Genomic DNA, 16,262 nt, shown 5'->3' with positions numbered 1-16,262 from the left:
AGTGACAGCAGTGACCGATCAGTGACCGTACGCACCATCCCTCTGTCACTGCCTGATTCCTCATTTGACCTGCACCTTCCGAACGCCAGTGACCGCAGTGACCGTAATTCTCGGGTTCCAACTCCGTACGTGCGCAAGAAGGTCAATGCAAAGAACCCCAGGATCGGTCACTGCTGTCACTGCGGTCACTCATTCAGGACCAGCCATGGCCATGAACCCAGGCGTCGCAGCAAAGATCGCCGCCAGCTCCGACCACGCCCGCAACACAACCTGCTCCCGCTGCCACGCTCCGGTGCTCACCGCCCGTGCCGGCCGTGTCGCCGCCCTCGACGTCGTCGCGGACCCGACACCGATCGACGCCACCACCGAGATCCTCGCCCGCCTCGACGGACGTCTCACCTGGCACCTCACCACCACCGCCCTCGGCGTCCGACGCATCGTCTGGCGCAACCCCGGGTTCGCAGCCCATTCGAAACACCCGGTCATCGCCGACCACGTCTGTCCACCGAACCCCGTGCAGGAGACCCTCATATGACCCGCCACTTCACCCTCGCGCTACCACCCGGGCTGAAGCTCCTCAACGCCAACCAGCGCCTCCACCACCGCGTACGCGCCGAAACCACCGCAGCCATCCGCGCCGCCGCCATGACCGCCTGCTCCGAGAACGACACGATGCGCGCCGCCCTCACCGCCGCTGGAGCCGCCCCGGTGCTCCACCGCGCCTACATCCTCGGAGTGCTCCACCCTCCGTCCCGGCGCCGCGCCGACCCCGCGAACTGGTACCCGAGCTTCAAGGCCGCGGTCGACGGGATCGTCGATGCGGGAGTCCTTGAGGACGACGACCACACCCGCGTCGTCGGACCCGACATGCGCATTGGCCCCACCGCGACCGGCGGGCAAATCGTCCTCCACATCCAGGAAATCAGCGCCGACCAGCACGCCGCATTCCAATGGGGAGCCGCGTCATGACCCCCACCCCGTGCACCGCCGCGCCGGAACTCTGGTTCTCCACCAAGCCCCAGGACCAAGCCGAAGCCGTCACCGCATGCGGATTCTGCCCCCTGCGGAAGCCGTGCACCGAGTACGCGACCGCCCAGAACATCCCCTGGGGAACCTGGGGCGGACTCACCGAGAAGGACCGCCGTCGACAGGCACGCCGAGCCAGATCCGCGAGCGAGCCCGAGTGCCGCACACACCGCGCCATCCAGAAGCACCGCCGCCGCAAGGAGACCTGCACCGCGTGCGAAACCTGGTGGGCCACCGCCCTCGAAGCCGACCGTCGCCACCGGCTCGCCGACGAACACGCCAAAGGCGGCAGCCTCACCGGCTACCAGATCCACCGCCGCCTCGGCGAACGCCCCTGCGCCCGATGCCGCGTCGTCAACCGACTCGCCAGCCAGCGACGACGCGACCGAGCTACCGCCACCTGACCACCGGCCACCCGGTTCCGCGCCGACCGCGCCCACGAAGGAGAACTCCTGATGTCGTACCCCCAGCTCCAGACCCCCGCCGAGCGGCTCTGCGCCGGCATGCTCGGCCTCAACATCCCCGAGATCGTCGCCATCTGCGGCAGCACCCGCTTCATGGACGCCATGAACGAGGCCGACCGCGAGCTGACCTGGGCCGGGCGCATCGTCGTCCGCCCCGGCTGCGACATGAAGACCCCGCACCCGCTGTGGGCCGACCCCGCCGACGCCGACGCCGGGAAGCAGCGGCTTGACGACCTCCACCGGGCCAAGATCCGGCTCGCGTGGCGTGTCCTCGTCGTCGGCGACTACATCGGCGACTCCACCCGCGCAGAGATCGCCTACGCCCGGTCGCTGGGCAAGCGGATCGACTTCACCCACCCCGAGGTCGACCCGGCCTTCGACGGCCGGACGGAGACACCCTGATCCCCGCTGCCCGCCCCCGGCGAGCCCGACCACTGCCACGGAGCCGTGCTCCTGGCGCTCGCCAACCCGACCACGAAGGAGAACTGACCATGCCCGGCGCCAACTTCGACGACCTCGGACGAGAGATCAACCACCGCCCCCGGTACCACCGCCCGAAGTTCTACCGCTACCGCATCGCCGACGACCTGCCCAGCCGCCCGCGCGCCACATGGAACCGCTACGAGAACCAGTTCAGCCGCACCACGATCGGCCTCGCCGTCATCGTCGGCCACTACGCCTACTGCGTGAAGTGGGCCAGCGCCGAGATCCAGTTCCTCTGAGAGCCCCGCCGGGGCCGCTGTACGCCCGCCAGACGGCCGAACACCCGTACAGCGGCCCCCGCGCCCACCACACCACCACACGCCCGCACACGGACACCAGGAGCCCCACCGTGACCAGCACCCGGCACACCGCCGACACCATCACCGATGACGCCCTCGACCACCTCTACCAGCGCGCCGAGAAGGCCGAGCGCGCCGCCAACATCTCCGACGCCGTCACCACTCAGACCAAGCAGCTCCTTGCCCGACGCACCGAGACCCTGCGGGCCCGCGCCGAGGCTGCCGAAGCCGCCATCAAGCGCGTCCACGCCGCGCTCGCCGACGCCGACTGGGGCGGTCCCGAACGTGCCGACGTCATCAGCGAGCTCCGCGCCGCCCTCGACGAGCAGCCGAAGGACCAGCCGTGAGCAGCGCCTACCGCATCCTCTGCCTCTCCCACGACCCCGCCATCGCCACCAGCAGCAGCTACCACTATCCCGAAGGCGCCGAGGACGCCATCCGCGACCAGATCCAAGGGCACGCCCACTGCGACCTCGTCATCGGCCGCTACTCCGGCGGCCTCGTCGAGATCGGTTGCCCGTCGACCCCCGACCCCGCTACTGGCCGGTGCGTGCACGGCTCCACCGTCTGGATCGACTCAGACTGGCTCCGCCTCCTCGCCGCCGCCCACACCAGCGCCGACACCACCGTCCAGCACGCCGCCCAACACCGCTGCATGCCCTGGCACCGGCTACGGCGCCTCCGCAACGCCCTCGACCTACCCCGCACCGGCCCCGACGAGCCGACCACCTGACCCCAGGCACGCGACAGGGGCGTGCCCGTGATCTCCCCAGACCAGGCACGCCCCCAGGTGCGACCACCGTACCCACCCGCCACCGCACGGAGCGCACCATGCACACCACCACCGCCACGACCGCGCAGCAGCTTCAGACCGTGATCGCCCACTGGCCCGACCTCCTCCAGCAGCGCACCACCCGCCCCCACGACGCATGGCCGCCCTCCTCGCTCCAGACCTACCTGCGCAGCCTGGACGAGTACGACCCCGCCGACCGCAGCGCCCCCGTCCGCCTCCACATCATCGACACCATCCGCACCATCACCGTCGCCCTCGTCGAGACCGCCGACCAGATCGCCGCCCAGGTCCAGCGCACCCCGATGAGCGACGCCCCCGCGTCCTGGCCGGCCGCCGACCGTACCCGCCGCAACCAACTCGCCCACGACGACCGCACCGACCCCGCCCGCTGGCAGTACACCGGCACCCGCACCGCCCCCGCAGCAGCACTGTGGCTCCACGCCCGCATCGTCGGCGCCCCCGGCCCCTGCCAGCCCCTCACCGGCCCCCAGCACGACCGCATCGCCCACGTCGCCGACCACGCCGCCGCCCGCCTCACCCACGCCCTCGGCACCAGCCGCCGCACCATCCCCACCGGCCGGCACTGCGCCTGCGGCGGCGAACTCCTCCTCGACGGCGGCGACGGACAACCCCCGGTGATCCGCTGCGGCTGGTGCTCGGCACGCACCGCAGCGCCCGCCGCCGCCTGAACACGACAACGCCCGCCCGGTGAGCCACCACCGGACGGGCCCAACCACGGGAGCATCCCCATGGCCACCAACGACCGTACCCGCGACACCGCAACGACCGTCGCGGCCCGTCGCGCACGCGTCGCGCAACTCCTCCGCGACAACGTCCAGCAAGCCGACATAGCCCGGCGCCTGAACGTCTCCAAGCACGTGGTGTGGCGCGACGTCCAGGCGATCGAGCGCGACACAGCGCGACCCGCTGAGCAGGCACAACCGGCTGCACCGCGACACCGCCGCGACGCCCTCGCGCGACGCGCGCAGGAAGCCCGCGACGCCATGCGCGACCTGGAGACCACCGTCGCGGCCGTCGTCGCGGCCCGGCCGTCGCACGTCGCGATACCCACCGCCACCGCCCACGCCTGGGCGCAGCAACTCCGCGACCACGCCGCGACGCTGCTCCAAGTCGCGGACGACTTCGCCGAGTACTACCCGGCGACCGCAACGTCCGAGAGAGGATGAGCCCATGGACGACCTGATCGCGTTCCTCCGCGCCCGCATCGCCGAGGACACAGCCGTCGCCGAGACCGCCGGGGGCTCCTGCACGTACCTGCTCGACGACCCGAGCCTTGCAGGGCTCGACACCGGGGATCGCGCGCACGTCGCCCGCCAATCCCCGTTCCGCACGCTCAGCGACGCCGCCGCCATCATGGAGCTGCTGCACCGCTACGAGAACCCCCAGACCAACCCCGCTCTCCCGCCTTCCGTGAACAAGTTCACGGCCCAGAACGAACAGCTCATGCTCGCTGACGTGCTCCGCGTCCTGGCCCACGCTCACGCCACCCACCCCGACTATCGGACCGAGTGGCGCCCTGAGTGGCGGCGGTAGCTCCGCTGTCACACCCCGGGCGTACCGTCGGAGGCGTCCACATTCGCGCCTCTGGCTGGGCGCAGCGCTCGGACCCGCGCCCCGCCGCTCCCACCCCCAGCGGCGGGGCGCACCGCGCACTACACCTGTAGTTGCGTCCCGTCCCGCCGTACGGCATCCTGACCCTGCGCGGTACTCGCGCGCCCGGAAACAGCCAGCGCTGTCCGGTCTTCGCATTCCCCTTACAACACGACCACAGCCGTGCCACGATGCCCTCACCAAGCACTTTGGGGGGCACACACCATGAACCAGCAGCGCTACGTGCAGAAGCGCGGCGCGAACCACGGACTCCACATCGTCCTCACGATCTTGACGTGCGGACTCTGGGCGATCACCGGATGGCCCATCGCCGCCGCCATGGGACGCAAGACGACCACCACGGTCCCCGTCTACCAGCAGCCGCAGCAGGGCTACCCGCCGCAGCAGCAACTCCCCCCAGGCCAGCCGTACGGACAGCAGCCCTACGGGCAGCCCGGCTACGGCTACCCACCCCAACAGCAGCAGCCCCAGCAGCCGCCGCAGGGGCACAGGCAACCCGGCTGGGCCCAACCCCAGCAGCAGGCATGGCCCAACCCCCAGACGCCCGGAGGCCCCCAGCAGCCCCCGCCAGGAGCCTCCGGGCCACCCCACCAGCAGTAGCCACACCAGCCCCCGCCCGCCGCGGGGGCTTTCTCATGCCCCGGGAGGTGCGCCGCGTGGGCAAGAACCAACACCGGCCCGTCACCGACGACGACCGCCGCAGCATCCGCGACCTCCACGCCGCCGGCCACGGCCGCAACGAAATCGCCCGCCGCATCAACCGCGGCACCCGCACCGTCAGCGTCCTCGCTGCGGAGATGGGCCTCGTCTTCGATGTCGCCGCGACCGAAGTCGCCACCAAGCACCGCATGGCACAGCTCGCCGAGAAGCGCGCCATCCTCGCCGACGCCCTCACCGACGACGCCCTACGCCTCTCCGCACAAGTCTGGGAGCCCGCCACCATCCACTCCTTCGGCGGCAAGGACAACACCTACAACTCCCGCGACCTCCCCGAACCCATCGCGGCCGACAAGCGCGCCCTCATGGCCGCCGCAACCTCGGCAGCAGCCCAATCCGTACGCCTCGTACCGCCCGCACCCGAGTCGAGCAACGAGAACGCCCGATCGATGCTCGGCCAGCTCTTCGCTGGCCTCTCCGAGCTGGCGAAGGAGGCGGAACCCTACGGCGAGGAGGCGGAAGGTGAGTCTCCTTGACGCGCTCCCCCTCTCCCGCAAGCAGATCCTCTCCATCGTCCAGGCCGAGGCCCGCATCAACGTGTGGGAAGGCTCGGTCAGGTCCGGGAAGACCATCGCGTCTCTGCTCCGGTGGCTGCACTTCGTATCCACCGCCCCCCGCGGGGGCGAGCTGGTCATGGTCGGGCGCACCAGGGAAAGCCTCTACCGGAACATCATCGCCCCGCTCACCAACCCGGAGATCTTCGGAGACCTCGCCACCCAGACCGTAGCCAACCACCTCGCTCCAGTCGCCACGATCCTCGGCCGCCAGGTCCACATCCTGGGCGCCAACGACGCCAAGGCAGAGCCGAAGATCCGAGGCATGACCTGCTCCGGAGGCTACGTTGACGAGCTGACGACGCTCCCGAAGACGTTCTTCGACCAGCTCGTGGCCCGCTGCTCGGTCAAGGGCGCAAAAATCTTCACCACGACGAATCCGGACAACCCCGGCCACTGGGTGAGGCGGGACTACCTCAAGCGACCCGCACAAACCCGGCTCCGCTCGTGGCACTTCACCCTGGACGACAACCCGTTCCTCGACCCCGAGTACGTCGCTTCGCTCAAGTCCACGTACACCGGCCTGTTCTACCGGCGCAACATCCTCGGCCACTGGGTGCAGGCATCCGGCGCGATCTACGACTCCTGGGACGAGACCCGCCACATCGTCCGGACACTGCCGCCCATGGTCCGCTGGCTGTGCGACAGCATCGACTACGGCACCACGAACCCGTACGCCAACCTCCTCCTCGGCCTCGGCGTCGACCACAACCTGTACGTCGTCTCCGAGTACCGATGGGACTCCCGCGCCGAGCGCCGGAAGAAGACCGACGCCGAGTACTCCGCCGCGCGCCGCCGCTGGCTCGCCTCGGTCCCGCACCCGCAGTCCACCGTCATCGGCGTCCAGCCCGAGTGGACCGTGGTCGACCCGTCGGCCGCCAGCTACATCGAACAGCTTCACCGCGACGGCGTCCACGGCGTCACCCCGGCCGACAACTCAGTCCTCGACGGCATCCGCACCACGAGCACGCTCCTCTCCGCCGGCCGGCTCCTCATCCACGAGTCCGCACGCGGACTGGTGGAAGAGATCCCGGGCTACTCCTGGGATGACGAGAAGTCGGAGAAGGGCGAAGACGCTCCGATCAAGCAGGACGACCACTCGTGCGACGCCCTCCGCTACGGGGTGCGCACGACCGAGGCCCTGTGGCGCCCCCACATCCCAACCCTCCTGGAGGTCGCCGCGTGAACGGGCTCCCCAACAGCGTGACGCTCGCGCAGGTACAGGAAGCACTCAGTTCCCTCGGGATCCCCCTCAACCTCGCCACGAAGGTGACCGTGGACCCCCAGCGCGGCATCACCGTCCGGCTGTACGTCACGGACGACGCCGGGCGAAAGCAAGTGCACGCCGGCTGCCCGCTCATGACGGAGCTGACCATCCCCTATGAGACGCCGGAGGTGCCTGATGCCGCTGCCGACGGCTGACACCCCCTGGCCCCCCACCGCACTCCGCGTCCAAGTCGCCCTCGCCGACTGGGATGCCTGGTACTCGGCTGACCCGGACCGGCTGGAGCAGCGGTACGAAGACCGCGGCTACCGGACGGAGGGTCCGCCCAACCGCCCGGCGCAGTACGCGCACGGGTGGCGCGGCCGGCTCGCCCGCTGGTTCTGGGGCCAGCCGACCACGGCCGGCGAGAAGCGGTCGAAGCTTCACGTGCCGCTCGCCGGCGACATCGCCCGCGCGAGCAGCGAGCTGCTGTTCTCCGAGCCCCCGAAGCTGCTCGGCGCCAACGACGCGACGAAGGACAGGCTCGACCAGCTCACCGAAGGCGGGCTCCACCCCACCCTTCTCGAAGCCGGCGAGGTGTGCGCAGCGATCGGCGGCGCCTACCTACGCGTCGTCTGGGACGAGGACGTTTCCGACCGGCCGTGGATTGACGTCGTCGCCGGGGACCGCGCCGTACCCGAGTTCCGCTACGGCCGGCTCGTCGCGGTGACGTTCTGGACCGTGCTCCCCAACGACAGCTCTACCGACCAGCGCGTGTTCCGGCACCTGGAGCGTCACGAGAAGGGCCGCATCTACCACGGCCTCTACGAAGGCGGCCTCACCAGCCTCGGCGCGCCCCGGCCGCTCGCAGACCATCCGGCGACCGCGCCCCTCGCCGCCGAAGTCGACGCCGAAGGCGGGCTCGGCACAGGCGCGCCCGACCATCTCACCGCCGCCTACGTCCCCAACGTCCGCCCCGCGCGCGGCTGGCGACACATCCCGAGCGCCGCCTACCTCGGGCAATCGGACTTCCAGGGCATCGAGGGACTGATGGACGCCCTTGACGAGACCTACAGCTCCTGGATGCGGGACATCCAGACCGGCAAGGGCCGCGTCATCGTCGCAGACTCCCTGCTCCAGTCCGCAGGACCCGGCAAGGGCGCCACATGGGACGAAGAGAAGAAGATCTTCACCGGGCTGAACATGCTGCCGCGCCCCGGCGACGCCGACCCGATCAGCATCGTGCAGTTCGAGATCCGCGTAGCCGAGCATCGCGAGACCTGCGCCGCGCTCCGAGACGAAGCCGTACGCCAAGCCGGCTACTCGGCGTCCACGTTCGGGCAGCAGGGCGAAGGCTCGGCGGTCACCGCGACGGAGATCCGAGCCCGCGACCGGCGCAGCCTGTCCACCCGGGCACGCAAGGCCCTGTACTGGCGGCCAGCGATCTCAGACATCCTCGGCGCGCTCCTGGCGGTCGAGGCCGGCCCTCGGTTCGGCGTCGATGGCCTGGATACCGAGCCGCCGCGCGTCGAGTTCGGAGACTCGGTCACCGAGGGGCCGGTAGAGCTGGCCACCACGGCGGAGCTGCTGCGACGCGCCGAGGCCGCCTCGACGGAGACCCTGGTGCGTCTCACCAACCCGGGCTTCGACGAGAAGCAGGTGCAGGCGGAAGCGGAGCGAATCCTCCAGGAGTCCGGCCGGGACGTCGCCGACCCGACCAGGACCGGAGCCGGGGGGGTGCCGAATGCCGGTGTCCCCAGCGATGGCGGAGGATCTGGCCCGTGAGGTGCGCGCCCTCTACGACGACGCAGAGACGGCGCTCCTGGAGAAGCTGGCTGCGGCGCTCGCGGCCGACATCGAGTCGCCGCGGTGGGCAGAACTCAAGTTCGCCGCGCTCGGCAACCTCCGCAACGCCGTCGAGGAGATCGCCCGCGCGCTGGAGACCGACACCAACGGCGCCGTGCGGCGGGCCTTGATCGAGGCGTACGGCCGCGGCCGGCAAGCTGCCGTCGCTGAACTCGGCGCGCTCGACATCGGCCGCGAACTGGCGGCCCGCACGGCGCTGCCGAACGCGCCCGCAGTCGATCGCCTCGCCGCGTCGATGGCGGACGACACCCGCCCGGTGTACGCGAGGATCACCCGTGCCGTGACGGACACGTACCGGCGCATCACCGCCACGGCGTCTGGCACGCAACTGCTGACCGGCATCACCCGCCGCGCAGCATCCCAACGAGCGCTCAACCAGTTCGCTGCCCGCGGTGTGACCGGGTTCGTCGACCGCGCTGGACGCTCCTGGGACATGGCCGCCTACGCGGAGATGGCGGTGCGCAGCGTGACGGCGCGCGCCGCTGTCGAAGGGCACACCGATGCCCTCGCCGAACTCGGTGTGGGGCTGGTCATCGTGTCGGACGCCCCGCTGGAGTGCCCGTTGTGTTCCCGTTGGGAAGGCGAAGTCCTCAGCCTGGGCGGGCAATCCGGGCCGCACACGATCCGGGCCCCGCACGCCGATCCGCCCGGCCGCCGTGGGCTGCTGCGCCGTACCCCCACCGTGGTGGTGCACGTCGCCGGCAGCCTGCTGGAAGCCCGCGCCGCGGGGCTCTTCCACCCGAATTGCAGGCACTCCCTGGCTGCCTACCTCCCAGGCGTCACGACCCGGCCACCGCACCACCCCACCCCCGGCACGTCGTACGAGGACACGCAGCGGCAGCGGGAGATCGAGCGGCACATCCGCCGCTGGAAGCGCACGCAGGCCGCCGCGATGAGCGACGCCGACCGGCGCCGCGCCGCGACCTACGTACGACGGTGGCAGAAGGCCGCGCGCGAGCACGTAGCCGCACACGACGACCTGCGCAGGAAACCGGAGCGCGAGCAGATCCAGACCGCAGCCCCAACCCAGGCAGCGGACCGAACTGGGCCCGAGCAGCCCGCAGACGACGGCCAGGGCATCCCTTCCGACCGGACAGCGGTCTTGGCCGCCGACCTGGTGACCGGTGCCGATCCGGAGACTCCCGCGGGCTCGGCCATGGCCGGCGCGCTCGCCGCGATCGGCCGCGTCCACACCATCCCGCCCGGGATGCGCCCGATCCCGCTGGAAGCAGAGACCCGACCCGGCTACCAGGGTGCCTACACCGGCCGTCGGATCACCCTGAACCCCGACGGCCAGGCCCCGGCCCTGACCGCAGCTCACGAGCTGGGACACTTCCTCGACCATGCCGGACTCGGCCCCGGCGGCCGGGCGTTCTTCACCGACGAGGCGATCCGCCCGGGCGGCACCCTCCATGCATGGTGGACCGCCGTCCAGGACAGCGAGCAGGCCGGCATGCTGGACTTCCTGGGGACCATGGACAACGGGTCCCCGCTCGTGGACCGCGTCCGTGCTGACGGCACCCGGTACACGCTCGACGTGGACCACCAGTACATCGACTACCTCTCCAGCCCGAGAGAAGCGTTCGGCCGGGCCTACGCACAGTGGATCGCGCTACGGTCCGGCGACCGCCGTCTCCTGTCCGCCCTGGAGGTGGCTCGGGACCCGGCGAACGGCGAACAGGTGATTGCCGGGACTGGCTTGGTCGACGGCTATCCCCGATACTGGGACCCCGACGACTTCGCCCCCATCGCCGATGCCCTCGACGCCGCGTTCCGGCGGCTCGGACTGCTCAGGGAGGCCCCGTGATCACCCCGGACACCCTGCGCGCCATGCCCTTGCGTGAGCGCCTGGCCGCCCTCAAGGCACTGTCCCCGGCCGACCGGGCCGCCTTGGAGCAGCAGATGGTAGGTGCGCGGGCGGACGCCGAGCAGCAGTACGGCCCGGCGGACCGCGTCTCCCCACGGGCCACCGACCGGCCCTGTATCGACCTTCACTGACCGCACCACCATCCGGGCCCCGTCCATCGGCGGGGCCTTCCGCATGCCCGGGGCCGCACGGCACCGGGCCATCCCGAAACGGGAGCTTCCATGTCCACCCCTCCCCCTCCGTCCGCCGCCGAGCCCACCGCGGGTGGCAGCAGCGCGGGCGGCGACGCATCCACCACCCCCGCACCCGTACCCGCGCCTCCGGCTCCCGCCGCCGACGGCGGTGACAGCACCGACTGGAAGGCCATGGCCCGCCAGTGGGAGAAGCGCGCCAAGGAGAACAGCAACGCGGCCACCGAGCTGGAGAAGCACCGCAAGGCCGCGATGACCGAGCAGGAGAAGGCCGTTGACGCCGCTCGGACGGAGGGCCGCACGGCCGCCGCCACCGAGTACGGCGCCAAGTTGGCCGCCGTCTCCTTCGAGGCTGCCGCTGCTCGCGCCGGGCTTGACCTCGGCGAAGCCGCCGCCCTCATCGACACGAAGCAGTTCGTCGGCGACGACGGCGAGGTGGACACCAAGGCCATCGAGGCCGCGGTGAAGAAGCTCGCCAAGCTCGCCCCAGCGCGCGCTGGCCGCTCGGGCGGGGACCTCGGCGCCGGAGGCTCCGGCGACCAGCCCTCCATCGACAAGCAGATCGCCGAAGCCCTGTCCCAGGGAGACATGCGGCGCGCGATCGCCCTCAAGCGGCAGAAGGCCGCACAGACCTAAGGAGCGACCATGGCCGGTATCACCGGGATGGGCACCACATTCGACCTCCCCAACTACGTGGGCGAACTGTTCGCCCTGACCCCGGAGAACACGCCCTTCCTCTCCGCGATCGGCGGCCTCACCGGCGGCGGCATGACCGCTGGCACCGAGTTCGAGTGGCAGACCTACGACCTGCGCGACCCCGGCCAGCGGACCAAGGTCGAAGGCGCCGCGGCACCCACCGCGGAGGAGCGCGTACGGGCCAACGTCCGCAACGTGGTCCAGATCCATCAGGAGAAGGTGTCCGTCTCCTACACCAAGCAGGCCACCATGGGCATGCTGGCCACCCCGACCGCCGCCCCCTACCGCGGCGCGGCCGGCTCGAACCCCGTCACGAACGAGCTGGACTGGCAGGTCGAGCAGGCCCTGAAGAGTCTCGCCCTGGACATCAACTGGTCGTACCTGAACGGAACGTTCGCCAACCCGACCACCAACGCCAACGCGCGCCGCACCCGCGGCCTGCTCCAGGCCATCACCACCAACCGGATCGCGAAGGGCACCACGGTCACCGGCGCCACCAGCGCGACGGACACCATCACCTCCACCGCACACGGCCTCGTCGACGGCGACCGCGTCGTGTTCACCGCGACCGGGGCCGCCACCGGCGTCGTCGCCGGCCGCGCCTACTACGTCGACCAGATCACCACCGACACGTTCAAGGTCTCCACGTCCGCGGGCGGCGCGCCGATCACCCTCGGCACCGCGACCCTGGCGTTCACCAAGCCGTGGGCGACCGCGCTGACGACCGACCACGTGTCGGACCTGCTTCAGATGGTGTACGACAACGGCGGCATCTCGGAGCAGGGCACCGCCACGCTGGTGGTGAACTCCTCGCAGCGGCGCGCCCTGACGAAGGCGTTCGCCTCGGCGTACGGGCAGTACCACGAGACGTCCCGCACCGTCGGCGGCGTCGCGGTGGACACGATCGTCACCGACTTCGGGACCCTCAACGTGATGATGGACAGGCACCTGCCGCAGGACACCATCACGGTGGCGTCGCTGGAGATGTGCCGGCCCGTGTTCCTCAACGTGCCGGGCAAGGGGACCTTGTTCGAGGAGCCGCTGGCCAAGACCGGCGCGAGCGACGAGGTCCAGCTGTACGGCGAGACCGGGCTGGAGTACGGCAACGAGCGGGCGCACGGCGTGCTGACCGGGCTGAAGGTGTGATGCCGCATGGCGATCTATGAGCGCGGCTCAGGGCCGCACGTCGCGGAGCGGGTGCAGCCGGTCCCCGGGTCGGAGGATGCGGAGCGGTACGCCGCGCTGGCCGCAGATCCGGCGTCCGGGTGGCGGCGCGTCGACGAGCCCGCGGAGCTGAAGACGAAGCGCGAGCCGAGGAAGGCAGGAGGTGGCTCCGGTGCCGGTGGTCAGTGACTTCGGGATGAGCGCGTTCGTGCGGCAGACGAAGGCGCAGGATCTGACGGTGGTGTCGGATCCGCTGGACTTCCGGCGCGGTGTGCACCTGGAGTCCGGCACGGCCGCGGGCATGGCCGACAAGGTGTTCCACGACCGGCGCACCCTGGCCGCGTCGGCGACGGAGGATCTGGACCTGGCGGGGACGCTGCTGGACGTCTACGGGAGCGCGATCACCTTCGCCAAGATCAAGGGCCTGTTCATCGGCGCGGCCTCGGCCAACGCGAACAACGTCGTCGTCGGGAACGCGACCGCGAACGCGTGGTCCACCCTCCTCGGCGCGACCGGGACGATCACGCTGCGCCCCGGCGCGACCGTGGGCGTGATGGCCGGCGCGACGGACGCGACCGCCTACGCCGTGACTGCGGGGACCGCCGACTTGCTGAAGGTCGCCAACAGCGCGGCCGGTTCGGCGGTCACGTACGACATCGTCATCATCGGCACCAGCGCGTAGGGGGTGGTGGCGGTGGCTCGGATCTTCGCCACCAGCGCCCAGTACGAGCAGTACACCGGCAGCCCCGCTCCGGCGGACGTCGGCCGGCTGCTGGCGTACGCATCGCGGCTGCTGGAGTCCCGGGTGTTCCGGCTGTGCTGGTACGAGACGGACCCGGACGGCTACCCCAGCAACCCGCTCGTGCGCAGCGCCTTCGCCGACGCGACGTGCGCACAGGCCGAGTGGGGCGAGGAGGTCGGAGACACGACCGGTGCGGCCGGGGTCGGCTGGGGCTCCGTGAGCATCGGCTCCGTCCAGCTCAGCCGGTCGGTCACCGCGGTCAGCGGGGACGACGCGCCGGGGCGACAGATCGCGCCGGCCGTCTGGGATCACCTGCGGTCGCCCGACCTCACCCCGGACATCCTCACGATCGGGCTGGTGGTCTCGTGAGAGTCCCCGGCTGGTTGCTCCAGCACACGGTCACGGTGTCCCCCTATATAGGGGACAGCGCGTACGGGCCGCAGTACGGGCCGGCGACCACCGTGCGGTGCTTCCTCGACGACCAGACCCGCACGGTCCGGGCAGCGGACGGGCAGGAGGTCACCTCGACGTCGACCTTCTACGCCCAGCTCGACACCGTGTGCCCGGCGGAGTCCCGCGTGACCCTGCCCTCGGGCCGGCAGACGACCGTCATCGCCGCGCTCCGCAGGGACGGCGGCAAGCTCCCGGTGCCGTCCCATCTGGAAGTCCAACTGCTCTAGGAGGTGCGCGATGCCGCAGTACACCCGCTTCCGGCCGGGTGATGCCCGCCGCCAGTGGACGTCGCGCGGGCGCCGGCTCGCGTCCGAAGGGCTTCAGAAGGGTCTCGAACACGTCCTGGGCGAGGCCCGGAAGATCGTGCCCTTGGACGAGGGCACCCTTGAGCGCTCCGGCCGCGTCAACATGATCACGCCGATGGACGGGATGATCACCTTCGACACCGTGTACGCCGTGAGGCAACACGAGGAGCTGACCTGGAAGCACGCCCCCGGCAGGTCGGCGAAGTACCTGGAGATCCCCATGAACCGCGAACGGGATGTGGTTCTGAGGATGATGGCGGTCCCGTTGGGGAGGTGGCTTCGTGGCTGACCTCCTCGACGGCATCGCGCAGCACCTCGCCGCCCGCGGCATCGTCCAGTACGACCCGGCAGGCGTGTCCGGGACCTGCTTCCTTGAATCGATGCCGTCCACTCCGGACGTCGTGACGGTGCTGACGCTGTACGACGACGGCACCGAGCCCGACTCGCTGCTGCCGTACGACGAGCCCCGCATGCAGGTCCGCGTCCGAGGCGGGCGCGACCCGCGCGTGTCCCGCGCCCTGTGCTCGCGGATCCGCAGTGAGCTTCACGGCCTCGGGCCGGTGGTCCTGCCGGACGGCACGACGCTGATCCTCGCGGTGGCGCTGTCCGGCGGCGTGGGCTCCCTCGGCGTCGACCAGAACGCCCGGCACGAGCACGTGGCGAACTTCCGCATGGAGATCGTCAACCGCACGGCGCACCGCGCCTGACCCCCCTTACACACTTCAGCCCGTCGCCGACCGGTGCCGGGCTCTTCGTCATGCCCCGGAGGAGACATGGCACCGATCAAGTACAACGCCCGCGATTGCAGGTTCGCAGTCGAGGACTTCAACAACCCGGGCACCTGGTTGGAGTTCCGTACCTCCCAGAACGGGAGCGGTGAAGGCGGCATCACCACCTTCACCAAGAGCTACGAGTACGAAACTACGGACACCACCACGTTCGGCAGCCAGGGCCAAGCCGAGTCCCAGAACATGCAGATCGGCAAGTCCTTGACGCTGGAGGGGCTCCGGCTGAAGGACGAGGTCACGGGCGCCCTGGACCCGGCTCAGGCGCTGATCGAGGCGCAGGCCGAACGGCTCGGCAATGCCTCCTTGTGCGGCTTCAGGTTCGCCGCTCCTGGTGACACCACCTGGGAGGTGTGGCCGAAGGCTCACTTCCAACTGGGTGACACCGGCGGCGGCAACAACGACAAGGCGTCGTGGTCCGTCACCGTGACCCGCTCCGGCCCGTCGACCACGGCGGCCATCGCATGACCGCCCGCAAGACGGAGTCGTGGGACAGCTTCAAGAAGGAGGTCTTCGGCGACCGTACCGAGGTCATCGAAGGCGTTCGCGTCCAGGTGCCGACGGATGTGCCGTTCGGGTTCCAGGAGCGCTTGGCGGACCTGTCCGAGTCCTCTGAGAGGGAGGACGTTGCGGAGCTGGTCGACGCCTTGTTCGGGCCCGATGTTCTCGATCAGTGGGAGGCGGCCGGTATCGGGACGATCGGCCTCATGACCGTACTCACGTGGGGCATGGCTCAGGGCAGCGGTCAGCGCGACTTCACGTTCCGGGACGCGTACGAGGCGCTGACCAGTGACGACCCGGGAAAAGCGCCGGCGCAGCCGGCGAATCGGGCCGCACGCCGAGCCGCGCAGAAGAAGCCGTCCACCGCTGGTGGTGGGCGGTCGAAGCGGACTTCCAGCGGGAGTACGGGATCGGGCCGCGCGACATCGTCCGCCTGACCCGCCGCCGCTTCTGGGTCCTCCTCAACGGCCTGTCGCCTGAGTCCGTGTTCCGCCGCGTCGCCGGTGACGAACTCAACGTC

General features: G+C 70.7%; 27 protein-coding genes. All 27 read left to right on the top strand.

Features of this window, described 5'->3' with window-relative positions; translation table 11 throughout:
- Positions 1–205 precede the first annotated feature (205 nt).
- Entirely contained in the window at positions 206–535 is a 330-nt protein-coding gene (locus ACH4E8_RS29550; protein ID WP_398453899.1) for a hypothetical protein, read from the top strand.
- Complete coding sequence (locus ACH4E8_RS29545) at positions 532–969, top strand: hypothetical protein (RefSeq protein ID WP_398453897.1); 438 nt, start codon at positions 532–534, stop codon at positions 967–969. Before ACH4E8_RS29550 ends, ACH4E8_RS29545 begins: the two co-directional genes overlap by 4 nt.
- The gene (locus tag ACH4E8_RS29540) at positions 966–1,430 is read left to right on the top strand and encodes a WhiB family transcriptional regulator (protein WP_398453894.1); all 465 of its coding nucleotides are present in this window, start codon (positions 966–968) and stop codon (positions 1,428–1,430) included. The genes ACH4E8_RS29545 and ACH4E8_RS29540 overlap by 4 nt, the downstream gene beginning before the upstream one ends.
- Before the next feature lie 51 nt (positions 1,431–1,481).
- Positions 1,482–1,892: a hypothetical protein gene (locus ACH4E8_RS29535; protein ID WP_398453892.1), complete on the top strand. Its 411-nt coding sequence runs from the start codon at positions 1,482–1,484 to the stop codon at positions 1,890–1,892.
- An 89-nt stretch (positions 1,893–1,981) separates the two neighbouring features.
- Positions 1,982–2,212 (top strand): hypothetical protein, encoded by a 231-nt coding sequence (locus ACH4E8_RS29530; RefSeq protein ID WP_398453890.1) that lies wholly within the window; start codon positions 1,982–1,984, stop codon positions 2,210–2,212.
- A gap of 110 nt (positions 2,213–2,322) precedes the next feature.
- On the top strand, positions 2,323–2,619 hold the full coding sequence (locus tag ACH4E8_RS29525; RefSeq protein ID WP_398453888.1) for a hypothetical protein: 297 nt from the start codon (positions 2,323–2,325) through the stop codon (positions 2,617–2,619).
- The gene (locus tag ACH4E8_RS29520) at positions 2,616–3,005 is read left to right on the top strand and encodes a hypothetical protein (RefSeq protein WP_398453885.1); all 390 of its coding nucleotides are present in this window, start codon (positions 2,616–2,618) and stop codon (positions 3,003–3,005) included. The genes ACH4E8_RS29525 and ACH4E8_RS29520 overlap by 4 nt, the downstream gene beginning before the upstream one ends.
- Before the next feature lie 98 nt (positions 3,006–3,103).
- On the top strand, positions 3,104–3,754 hold the full coding sequence (locus tag ACH4E8_RS29515; RefSeq protein ID WP_398453883.1) for a hypothetical protein: 651 nt from the start codon (positions 3,104–3,106) through the stop codon (positions 3,752–3,754).
- A gap of 60 nt (positions 3,755–3,814) precedes the next feature.
- A complete protein-coding gene (locus ACH4E8_RS29510; protein ID WP_398453881.1) occupies positions 3,815–4,252 on the top strand; it encodes an HTH domain-containing protein in 438 nt (145 codons plus the stop codon).
- A gap of 4 nt (positions 4,253–4,256) precedes the next feature.
- Complete coding sequence (locus ACH4E8_RS29505; protein WP_398453879.1) at positions 4,257–4,619, top strand: DUF6221 family protein; 363 nt, start codon at positions 4,257–4,259, stop codon at positions 4,617–4,619.
- 282 nt (positions 4,620–4,901) lie between these two features.
- Complete coding sequence (locus tag ACH4E8_RS29500) at positions 4,902–5,297, top strand: hypothetical protein (RefSeq protein WP_398453877.1); 396 nt, start codon at positions 4,902–4,904, stop codon at positions 5,295–5,297.
- Positions 5,298–5,353: 56 nt separating this feature from the next.
- Positions 5,354–5,890, top strand: coding sequence for a helix-turn-helix domain-containing protein (locus tag ACH4E8_RS29495; protein ID WP_398453875.1), 537 nt, complete (start codon positions 5,354–5,356; stop codon positions 5,888–5,890).
- The gene (locus tag ACH4E8_RS29490; RefSeq protein ID WP_398453873.1) at positions 5,877–7,154 is read left to right on the top strand and encodes a PBSX family phage terminase large subunit; all 1,278 of its coding nucleotides are present in this window, start codon (positions 5,877–5,879) and stop codon (positions 7,152–7,154) included. The genes ACH4E8_RS29495 and ACH4E8_RS29490 overlap by 14 nt, the downstream gene beginning before the upstream one ends.
- Positions 7,151–7,390 carry a hypothetical protein gene (locus tag ACH4E8_RS29485; RefSeq protein WP_398453871.1) on the top strand — a complete coding sequence of 80 codons (240 nt, stop codon included), beginning with the start codon at positions 7,151–7,153 and terminating at the stop codon, positions 7,388–7,390. The genes ACH4E8_RS29490 and ACH4E8_RS29485 overlap by 4 nt, the downstream gene beginning before the upstream one ends.
- Entirely contained in the window at positions 7,371–8,957 is a 1,587-nt protein-coding gene (locus ACH4E8_RS29480) for a capsid protein (RefSeq protein WP_398453869.1), read from the top strand. Before ACH4E8_RS29485 ends, ACH4E8_RS29480 begins: the two co-directional genes overlap by 20 nt.
- Complete coding sequence (locus tag ACH4E8_RS29475; RefSeq protein ID WP_398453867.1) at positions 8,917–10,845, top strand: phage minor capsid protein; 1,929 nt, start codon at positions 8,917–8,919, stop codon at positions 10,843–10,845. Before ACH4E8_RS29480 ends, ACH4E8_RS29475 begins: the two co-directional genes overlap by 41 nt.
- A 23-nt stretch (positions 10,846–10,868) precedes the next feature.
- Positions 10,869–11,036 (top strand): hypothetical protein, encoded by a 168-nt coding sequence (locus ACH4E8_RS29470; protein WP_398453865.1) that lies wholly within the window; start codon positions 10,869–10,871, stop codon positions 11,034–11,036.
- 90 nt (positions 11,037–11,126) lie between these two features.
- Positions 11,127–11,732, top strand: coding sequence for a hypothetical protein (locus tag ACH4E8_RS29465; RefSeq protein WP_398453863.1), 606 nt, complete (start codon positions 11,127–11,129; stop codon positions 11,730–11,732).
- Positions 11,733–11,741: 9 nt separating this feature from the next.
- A complete protein-coding gene (locus tag ACH4E8_RS29460; protein WP_398453861.1) occupies positions 11,742–12,938 on the top strand; it encodes a DUF5309 family protein in 1,197 nt (398 codons plus the stop codon).
- Positions 12,939–12,944: 6 nt separating this feature from the next.
- Positions 12,945–13,145: a hypothetical protein gene (locus ACH4E8_RS29455; RefSeq protein ID WP_398453859.1), complete on the top strand. Its 201-nt coding sequence runs from the start codon at positions 12,945–12,947 to the stop codon at positions 13,143–13,145.
- On the top strand, positions 13,129–13,638 hold the full coding sequence (locus tag ACH4E8_RS29450; protein ID WP_398453857.1) for a hypothetical protein: 510 nt from the start codon (positions 13,129–13,131) through the stop codon (positions 13,636–13,638). The genes ACH4E8_RS29455 and ACH4E8_RS29450 overlap by 17 nt, the downstream gene beginning before the upstream one ends.
- A gap of 12 nt (positions 13,639–13,650) precedes the next feature.
- Positions 13,651–14,067 carry a hypothetical protein gene (locus ACH4E8_RS29445; protein WP_398453854.1) on the top strand — a complete coding sequence of 139 codons (417 nt, stop codon included), beginning with the start codon at positions 13,651–13,653 and terminating at the stop codon, positions 14,065–14,067.
- Positions 14,068–14,102: 35 nt separating this feature from the next.
- The gene (locus tag ACH4E8_RS29440; RefSeq protein WP_398453852.1) at positions 14,103–14,378 is read left to right on the top strand and encodes a hypothetical protein; all 276 of its coding nucleotides are present in this window, start codon (positions 14,103–14,105) and stop codon (positions 14,376–14,378) included.
- Between the two features lie 10 nt (positions 14,379–14,388).
- Positions 14,389–14,745 carry a hypothetical protein gene (locus tag ACH4E8_RS29435; protein ID WP_398453850.1) on the top strand — a complete coding sequence of 119 codons (357 nt, stop codon included), beginning with the start codon at positions 14,389–14,391 and terminating at the stop codon, positions 14,743–14,745.
- Positions 14,738–15,163, top strand: a complete 426-nt coding sequence (locus tag ACH4E8_RS29430) for a minor capsid protein (RefSeq protein WP_398453847.1) — start codon at positions 14,738–14,740, stop codon at positions 15,161–15,163. Before ACH4E8_RS29435 ends, ACH4E8_RS29430 begins: the two co-directional genes overlap by 8 nt.
- Positions 15,164–15,229: 66 nt before the next feature.
- Entirely contained in the window at positions 15,230–15,709 is a 480-nt protein-coding gene (locus tag ACH4E8_RS29425) for a phage tail tube protein (RefSeq protein WP_398453845.1), read from the top strand.
- Positions 15,706–16,179, top strand: coding sequence for a hypothetical protein (locus tag ACH4E8_RS29420; protein ID WP_398453843.1), 474 nt, complete (start codon positions 15,706–15,708; stop codon positions 16,177–16,179). The genes ACH4E8_RS29425 and ACH4E8_RS29420 overlap by 4 nt, the downstream gene beginning before the upstream one ends.
- The last annotated feature ends 83 nt before the right edge of the window (positions 16,180–16,262 follow it).

It is taken from the genome of Streptomyces sp. NPDC017979 (genome assembly GCF_044328175.1).
Classification (GTDB): Bacteria; Actinomycetota; Actinomycetes; order Streptomycetales; family Streptomycetaceae; genus Streptomyces.
Note: the sequence above shows the minus strand (reverse complement) of the source record. Positions and strands in the feature narration are given on the sequence as shown.

What these genes read in the sequence shown, in the direction of transcription:
- ACH4E8_RS29550 (WP_398453899.1), top strand. Translation starts at nt 206, where the DNA reads ATGGCCATGAACCCAGGCGTCGCAGCAAAGATCGCCGCCAGCTCCGAC.
- ACH4E8_RS29545 (WP_398453897.1), top strand. Translation starts at nt 532, where the DNA reads ATGACCCGCCACTTCACCCTCGCGCTACCACCCGGGCTGAAGCTCCTC.
- ACH4E8_RS29540 (WP_398453894.1), top strand. Translation starts at nt 966, where the DNA reads ATGACCCCCACCCCGTGCACCGCCGCGCCGGAACTCTGGTTCTCCACC.
- ACH4E8_RS29535 (WP_398453892.1), top strand. Translation starts at nt 1,482, where the DNA reads ATGTCGTACCCCCAGCTCCAGACCCCCGCCGAGCGGCTCTGCGCCGGC.
- ACH4E8_RS29530 (WP_398453890.1), top strand. Translation starts at nt 1,982, where the DNA reads ATGCCCGGCGCCAACTTCGACGACCTCGGACGAGAGATCAACCACCGC.
- ACH4E8_RS29515 (WP_398453883.1), top strand. Translation starts at nt 3,104, where the DNA reads ATGCACACCACCACCGCCACGACCGCGCAGCAGCTTCAGACCGTGATC.
- ACH4E8_RS29510 (WP_398453881.1), top strand. Translation starts at nt 3,815, where the DNA reads ATGGCCACCAACGACCGTACCCGCGACACCGCAACGACCGTCGCGGCC.
- ACH4E8_RS29505 (WP_398453879.1), top strand. Translation starts at nt 4,257, where the DNA reads ATGGACGACCTGATCGCGTTCCTCCGCGCCCGCATCGCCGAGGACACA.
- ACH4E8_RS29500 (WP_398453877.1), top strand. Translation starts at nt 4,902, where the DNA reads ATGAACCAGCAGCGCTACGTGCAGAAGCGCGGCGCGAACCACGGACTC.
- ACH4E8_RS29480 (WP_398453869.1), top strand. Translation starts at nt 7,371, where the DNA reads ATGCCGCTGCCGACGGCTGACACCCCCTGGCCCCCCACCGCACTCCGC.
- ACH4E8_RS29475 (WP_398453867.1), top strand. Translation starts at nt 8,917, where the DNA reads ATGCCGGTGTCCCCAGCGATGGCGGAGGATCTGGCCCGTGAGGTGCGC.
- ACH4E8_RS29470 (WP_398453865.1), top strand. Translation starts at nt 10,869, where the DNA reads ATGCCCTTGCGTGAGCGCCTGGCCGCCCTCAAGGCACTGTCCCCGGCC.
- ACH4E8_RS29465 (WP_398453863.1), top strand. Translation starts at nt 11,127, where the DNA reads ATGTCCACCCCTCCCCCTCCGTCCGCCGCCGAGCCCACCGCGGGTGGC.
- ACH4E8_RS29460 (WP_398453861.1), top strand. Translation starts at nt 11,742, where the DNA reads ATGGCCGGTATCACCGGGATGGGCACCACATTCGACCTCCCCAACTAC.
- ACH4E8_RS29455 (WP_398453859.1), top strand. Translation starts at nt 12,945, where the DNA reads ATGGCGATCTATGAGCGCGGCTCAGGGCCGCACGTCGCGGAGCGGGTG.
- ACH4E8_RS29435 (WP_398453850.1), top strand. Translation starts at nt 14,389, where the DNA reads ATGCCGCAGTACACCCGCTTCCGGCCGGGTGATGCCCGCCGCCAGTGG.
- ACH4E8_RS29425 (WP_398453845.1), top strand. Translation starts at nt 15,230, where the DNA reads ATGGCACCGATCAAGTACAACGCCCGCGATTGCAGGTTCGCAGTCGAG.
- ACH4E8_RS29420 (WP_398453843.1), top strand. Translation starts at nt 15,706, where the DNA reads ATGACCGCCCGCAAGACGGAGTCGTGGGACAGCTTCAAGAAGGAGGTC.